The 672-nt window shown below is 44.9% G+C and carries 1 protein-coding gene; it reads right to left on the bottom strand.

Annotated features, from left to right (window positions below):
- A partial coding sequence (locus A3729_RS23310) for a histidine kinase dimerization/phospho-acceptor domain-containing protein (RefSeq protein WP_304439749.1) occupies positions 1–672 on the bottom strand: 672 nt, incomplete at both ends.

The raw sequence follows: 672 nt of genomic DNA, 5'->3' as shown, positions 1-672 counted from the left end.
GTATCGTCGTAATCATAAGATCGCCCGACTCGATTCTGGAAAGGTCCAAGACATCATTTACAACGTACAACAATGACTCTAAAGACACCTGAATAGTTTGAGCATACTCACGCTGTTCATCTTCCAACTTCGATTCCAGCAATAACGAAGTGAAACCTAGCAACCCGTTCATTGGCGTTCGCAACTCATGGCTCATTTTTGCTAGAAACAAGCTTTTCGTCTCGCTGTTCTTGCGTGCTGCTTCTAACTCCTTCTGCGACAACGTTAAACGAGCCTCAGACTTATACAGACGCTCTTCCATCTCCTGCTTATACTCTAGAATCGATAACCACAGTTCAGAGACCTCAGTATCCTCTAATGAAGAAAGCCTCTTCATAGACTCATCTACATTCTGGTTTTTCAGGTCAATCATAAACTGACGCAAGCGCCTAACAACAATCTGATATCCAAGCAAAACACTCGTTAGCGAGCAACAAGCGACAACCAGCACATACAATAAAAAGCTAGTCAGTCCTTCCCTAGAAACCTCTTCAATGACCCCATCTAAACTCTGGACGACAGCCAGCTCTCCTAACCAGTAGGCTTGAGCCTCCCCTCCCTTCCAATAACTAATTGGATAGACAGATTGCTCGATGCGGGCAGAGGCCCCAATACTTCCAACCGTTATAGTAC

This window comes from Oleiphilus sp. HI0043, from assembly GCF_001634935.1.
The sequence above is the reverse complement of the archived record's forward strand: the minus strand, read 5'-3'. Positions and strand labels throughout refer to the sequence as shown.